At 40.0% G+C, this 6,415-nt stretch carries 6 protein-coding genes; all 6 read right to left on the bottom strand.

Going from position 1 to position 6,415, the window contains the following annotated elements; translation table 11 throughout:
* The coding region (gene spoVS / locus AC1DUW_RS18635) for a stage V sporulation protein SpoVS (protein WP_477643168.1) at positions 1–178 on the bottom strand (178 nt) is incomplete at its 3' end.
* A 182-nt stretch (positions 179–360) separates the two neighbouring features.
* Complete coding sequence (locus AC1DUW_RS18630; protein ID WP_053345394.1) at positions 361–1,158, bottom strand: TIGR00282 family metallophosphoesterase; 798 nt, start codon at positions 1,156–1,158, stop codon at positions 361–363.
* 163 nt (positions 1,159–1,321) lie between these two features.
* Positions 1,322–2,881 (bottom strand): ribonuclease Y, encoded by a 1,560-nt coding sequence (gene rny / locus AC1DUW_RS18625; RefSeq protein ID WP_053345393.1) that lies wholly within the window; start codon positions 2,879–2,881, stop codon positions 1,322–1,324.
* Positions 2,882–3,245: 364 nt separating this feature from the next.
* A complete protein-coding gene (gene recA, locus AC1DUW_RS18620) occupies positions 3,246–4,286 on the bottom strand; it encodes a recombinase RecA (protein WP_053345392.1) in 1,041 nt (346 codons plus the stop codon).
* 347 nt (positions 4,287–4,633) lie between these two features.
* A complete protein-coding gene (locus AC1DUW_RS18615; protein ID WP_477643167.1) occupies positions 4,634–5,866 on the bottom strand; it encodes a competence/damage-inducible protein A in 1,233 nt (410 codons plus the stop codon).
* Between the two features lie 22 nt (positions 5,867–5,888).
* Positions 5,889–6,413, bottom strand: a complete 525-nt coding sequence (pgsA, locus tag AC1DUW_RS18610) for a CDP-diacylglycerol--glycerol-3-phosphate 3-phosphatidyltransferase (protein ID WP_477643166.1) — start codon at positions 6,411–6,413, stop codon at positions 5,889–5,891.
* Positions 6,414–6,415 lie beyond the last annotated feature (2 nt).

Genomic DNA, 6,415 nt, shown 5'->3' with positions numbered 1-6,415 from the left:
AGTCAACTCCACTAGGTGCGACAAACCCTCTTGCGATTGCTACTGCCTTGACGGCTTGATTTAACGCACCTGCACCGATTGCTTGAATTTCGGCTGCTCCTCTTTCTCTGAGCACTCCCGCTAGTGCGCCTGCTACAGAATTAGGATTAGATTTTGCTGAAACCTTTAATATTTCCATTCCTAGTCCTCCTTGTTTTCCCTGCCGATTATAACTTGGCTCAATAGTTATAACTCTTTCCACTGCTACTATATTCAGGAAGTAAAACTTGTATGACAAAGAAAACCCGGGATTGTCCACCAATCGATTTATTATTGAAAAAAAAATGGACAATCAGTCATTTGACTGTCTGTCCATTCAATTCATGTGTAAAGCGGATGATCTTCATTGATGAGTATTCGGTCTATCTTTTTAGCCATGCCCGTCTTATCATCAATATCTATGAGCACAGCACTTAATAGGGTACGCCCTTCTTTAGGCACTTCGAAACGAACAGGAAGGCTGGTCAAGAAGCGATGGATGACTGCCCCTCTCTCCATGCCGAGAATGCCATCATACGGGCCTGTCATACCTACATCTGATATATAAGCGGTCCCTTCGGGTAAAACCCGGTTATCGGCTGTCTGGACATGTGTGTGTGTACCTACAACGGCTGTCACTTTTCCATCTAAGTACCAACCCATCGCCTGCTTTTCACTTGTAGCCTCACCATGAAAATCGACAAAGATGATTGGTGTCCTTTTTTGAGCCTCCAACACGAGTTCTTCCGCTTTTTTGAACGGACAATCCAAATCAGGCATGAATGTCCTTGCTTGCAAATTTATGACCGCAATTTCCTGCTGGTTCAATTTAATAAATTTTATTCCTTCTCCGGGAGTTCCCTCTGGAAAATTCGCTGGACGGACGAGATATTTCGCTTCATCAATAAAATTGAAAATATCGCGATTATCCCATGTATGGTTCCCCATCGTTACTGCCTGTGCTCCCCACTGTAGAAAACTACGATAAATCTTTTCCGTAATCCCCCTGCCACCTGCAGCATTTTCCCCATTAATAACCGTGATATGCGGTCTATACTTTTCTTTTAATTTTGGAAGGTATTCTTGGACCATATCACGGCCAGGAGACCCTACAACATCTCCAATAAATAGCAATTTCATAGTAAAACCCTTTCTAAATCCACATTTCTAATGATAAGAATATTCAATGTATGTATTGTAACATAATATGGAATTATAATTTTGTAAAAACACCCCATAATGGTTCTTTATAAGCAAAATGAAAACGAAGTGGTTTGCACCACTTCGTTTTCATTACCAAATATTATTTGGCATATTCTACTGCTCTTGTTTCACGGATAACCGTTACTTTTATATGACCTGGGTAATCGAGCTCTTCTTCAATCCTTTTCCGGATATCACGTGCGAGTCGATGTGCCGAAAGATCATCTATTTGTTCTGGTTTCACTAGAATCCGCACTTCACGTCCGGCTTGAATTGCAAATGATTTTTCCACTCCATCATAGGATTCGGAAATCTCTTCAAGTTTTTCGAGTCTTCTAATGTAATTTTCCAGCGTTTCACTTCTTGCACCTGGTCTTGCAGCTGATAACGCATCAGCGGCTGCCACAAGCACTGAAATAATGGAAGTTGGTTCTGTATCACCATGATGTGAAGCGATGCTGTTGATGACAGTTGGATGCTCTTTATACTTGGTTGCCAATTCCACGCCAATTTCAACGTGACTGCCTTCTACTTCATGATCAATTGCTTTCCCTATATCATGCAATAAACCTGCACGGCGGGCAAGAACTTCATCCTCACCAAGCTCAGCAGCAAGTAATCCTGAAAGCTGGGCTACTTCAATTGAATGCTTGAGCACGTTTTGACCGTAGCTGGTACGGAATTTCAAACGACCGAGTATTTTGATGAGATCTGGATGGAGCCCGTGAACACCAACTTCAAATGTTGTTTGTTCACCAATTTCACGAATATGTTCATCTACCTCACGTCTTGCTTTGTCAACCATTTCTTCAATACGTGCCGGATGAATCCGACCGTCCTGAACTAGCTTTTCAAGAGCCAAACGTGCCGTTTCCCGTCTGATTGGATCGAATCCAGATAAAATGACAGCTTCAGGAGTATCATCAATAATAAGGTCAATACCTGTTAGCGTTTCTAATGTCCGGATATTTCGGCCTTCACGTCCGATAATCCGGCCTTTCATTTCATCGTTTGGAAGATTTACTACAGAAACGGTGGTTTCTGCGACATGATCAGCCGCACAACGCTGAATGGCAAGAGAAAGAATTTCTTTTGCTTTTTTATCAGCTTCTTCTTTGGCACGGGTATCACTTTCTTTAATCATAAGCGCTACATCGTGAGCAAGCTCGTTTTCCATTCGGTCTATAATGATTGCTTTAGCTTCTTCACGAGTTAAGCCGGAAACACGTTCAAGCTCTGTTTGCTGCTTACGAACCATCTCGTCCACTTTGCTTTCCATCTCTTCAATATGCTGTTGTCTTTGGTTTAGAGAATCCTCTTTTTTCTCCAAAAGGCTTTCACGTTTGTCTAACGTTTCATCCTTCCGGTCAAGATTCTCTTCTCTTTGCAATAACCGATTTTCTTGTTTTTGTAATTCGCTTCTTCTTTCACGAGATTCTCGATCAGAATCAGAGCGAACTTTATGAATTTCATCTTTTGCTTCCAACAAGGCTTCTTTCTTAAGAGCATCCGCTTCACGTTTTGCATCCTCAAGGATTTGTTCTGCAGAGCCCTTTGCCCCTGCTATTTTACTCTCAAATTTTGATTTGTGAATAAAATAACCAACAACTGCACCGACGATTAGGCCAAGCAAAGTGAAGATGATTGTCATGGGTTCCATCGTTTCACCTCCCCTTGCTATGAACTTTTTACATAAAATGTTGAACTGTCGGCAAGTACATTGCACATAATTCAATATACAGCACTTAATTTTCAAAATTTTAGTTTGAAAAATTGTAAAATATACATATTAATTGTATAGTTGAGAATTTTTATTGTCAAGCGTTTGTCCCTTATGTATCAATGATTATTCAAGTTTTATTAATATCAATCGCTATTCTGTACAACATTATTATGGAAAAAGACTGTAAACCCGTTTTCACGACCGATAAATTCGCTGAAAATTTTGTACTTTTTTCATTTTACATGACTTCACAAGATATAGAAAAAGACCTAAGCAAACAAGCTTAGGTCTTTTTCTATCATTAATCAAGTAATTCAAAATGTTCCTCTTCTGTCTCTTCTGGTAGTTCATGCTCTCCATCAAGGTTATAATGATCTCTGATTTTCTGTGAAATTTCCAGAGCAATATCCTGATTTTCTTTCAAGAACATTTTCGCATTTTCCCGTCCTTGTCCGACACGCTCTTCATTGTATGAATACCAAGAGCCGCTTTTTAGGACAATATCAAGATCTGCACCCATATCAATGATTTCACCTTCCTGAGAAATCCCTTGACCATACATAATGTCGACTTCTGCTTGACGGAATGGGGGAGCTACCTTATTTTTCACGATTTTAATTTTGGTTTTATTACCGACAATTTCATTACCTTGTTTCAATTGTTCAGCACGACGTACTTCAAGGCGAACAGTTGAATAGAATTTCAATGCACGGCCACCTGGAGTCGTTTCTGGATTTCCAAACATAACCCCGATTTTTTCACGGATTTGGTTAATGAATATAGCAATGGTATTTGATTTATTAATGGCACCAGACAGCTTTCTAAGCGCCTGTGACATCATCCGGGCTTGAAGACCCATATGGGAATCTCCCATTTCACCTTCGATTTCAGCTTTTGGAACAAGAGCCGCTACGGAGTCGATAACAATGATATCTACCGCGCCGCTTCGCACTAACGCCTCAGCAATCTCAAGTGCTTGTTCACCCGTATCAGGCTGAGAAAGCAGTAACTCATCAATATTCACACCAAGTTTTTCTGAATATGCTGGATCTAAAGCATGCTCAGCATCAATGAATGCAGCCGTGCCTCCAGTCTTTTGTACTTCTGCAATTGCATGCAATGCAACAGTCGTTTTACCTGAGCTTTCAGGTCCGTATATCTCAATGACCCGGCCTCTTGGGTATCCGCCTACTCCCAATGCTACGTCCAATGCTAAAGAACCGCTTGAAATCGTTGAGATTCTTCGATCAGACTGTTCTCCAAGTTTCATAATAGAACCTTTACCAAATTGTTTTTCAATTTGTTTTAACGCCATATCTAAAGCCGCTTGACGATCACTCACTCAATTTCCTCCTCTATATTCAAATAATCGGCTGTCCGATTAATGATGTTCTTACGTAAGCAATTATTTGAGAACAAGGTTTGTATCTTGTCTCAAAACCTATCTTTACTATATACTCTTTTTACTATTTTGCCAAGCAAAAAGTCGAACATTCATTCGTTTTTTTCAATTGAAATGTTCTTTACAAAAAAGTATTTCTCCTAAAGAAAATCATCATTTTCATTCAATAACGTCTTTGAAAAAGCATTTTTATAGAATTAACTGTTTTTTCTTTTCCCTTTTTTTACATGAAAGAAACTTCTTAAATCAAACAAAAACAGAGCCTTTAAAAAGCTCTGCTTCGTCTTTTATAAGTCCCTTAATAAATAATGACAGCCGTACTTCACGCTACGAACACGGTTTTGCGCCCTGCTTCCAGATAAATTCAACTCTTTAAAGTGAGTGTCTCCATCACGGTAAGAAACTCCAATGAAGACCGTACCTAATGGCTTGCCTTCTTGTTCATCAGGCCCTGCAACACCAGTAAAACTGATACCTACATCCGCATCGAACTTTTCCCGGGCATTAGAAGCCATTTCCATTGCACACTCACCACTGACTACGCCATTTTTCGAGATTGTCGCGTCACTGATGCCCAAAACATTCGACTTCGCATCATTTGTATAACTGACAATACCGCCCTTGAACACTTTTCCGGCGCCTGGTATCGTTGTAAGTTGCTCTTGAAACATACCACCGGTCAAGCTTTCCGCTGCCGCTATTGAAAGCTTTCGGACCGTTAATTCTTTAACAAGTTCTTTTATGAGCGAAGTATTATCACTTCCATAATAAAACTTGCCGACCCTGTTTAAAATTTCTTTTTCCGCTTCTAAAATAAGCTCCTCACATTTTTCTTTAGAAGAGTCTTTAGCGGTAATCCTTAACGTTACTTCCCCTTCGGCAGCCAGTGGAGCGATTGTGGGATTCGTTTGATTGACAAGAAGATCTTCAATCACTGTTTCCAGTTCAGCCTCCCCTATCCCGTAAAACCGAAGAACCTTGGAGTCGATCCGTTCATGCTTTTCAAGTTTATTCATAATCGATTCATAACCATAGCTTAAAAACATTGGTTCCATTTCACTCGGAGGTCCAGGAAGCAACATATACGTGATTCCGGATTTCGCCAAGATCATCCCCGGAGCCATGCCATGATCGTTTGCCAAGACCTCGCTGCCTTCTAAGACGAGAGCCTGCTTTTTGTTGTTCTCCGTCATCATCCGGCCGCGTTTTTCAAAGTACGCTTCAATGGATTGAAGTGCTTCATCATTAAAAACGAGTTTTTTTCCTATATGGCGAGCAATCGTTTCTTTCGTTAAATCATCTTTAGTAGGACCAAGTCCACCGGTAAATACAATCAAGTTAGCCCGGGATTCTGCAATTTCTATGGCTTGTTGTAATCGTCGGTCATTATCTCCGACGACAGTATGGTAAAAAACATTGACACCCATTTCGGCAAACTGTTGTGATAAAAATCTTCCATTTGTGTTATTAATTTGTCCCAAAAGAAGTTCAGAGCCTACTGCAATGATTTCTGCATCCATATTTTCAAAACCACCCATTCGTTTACTTAGAATTAACAAATACCTCTTTGTTTTTTATAAAATAATCCAAACCAGACCATATTGTAAAGATTAATGCAATCCATAAAGTGATATTAGCAAATGGCAGCGAAATGAGGGCAAATGGTAAGTTATGCAACAATAATGCTGAAATAGCTACTATTTGTGCCCATGTTTTGATTTTACCAAGCTGGTTCGCTGCAACTACTTCCCCTGTACCAGCTAATACCAATCGTAATCCAGTCACAGCAAATTCACGGCTAATGATAACGATAGCAATCCAAGACTGATCGTACATTAAATCTAGATCAACCAATACAATTAATGCAGCCGAAACCAGAAGTTTATCAGCCAATGGATCTAAAAATTTCCCTAAATCAGTAATCATATTATATTTTCTGGCAAAATGACCATCAATCCAATCCGTAGTAGAAGCTATAATAAAGAGAATAGCTCCCGCTAAATGCGCAACTGGTAATTTGTACTCTCCCCAGGTAAGCGTCCCCCATGAAAAAGGTACGAGCATGATGA

Source organism: Peribacillus sp. P4_C12 (assembly GCF_056402095.1).
The sequence above is the reverse complement of the archived record's forward strand: the minus strand, read 5'-3'. Positions and strand labels throughout refer to the sequence as shown.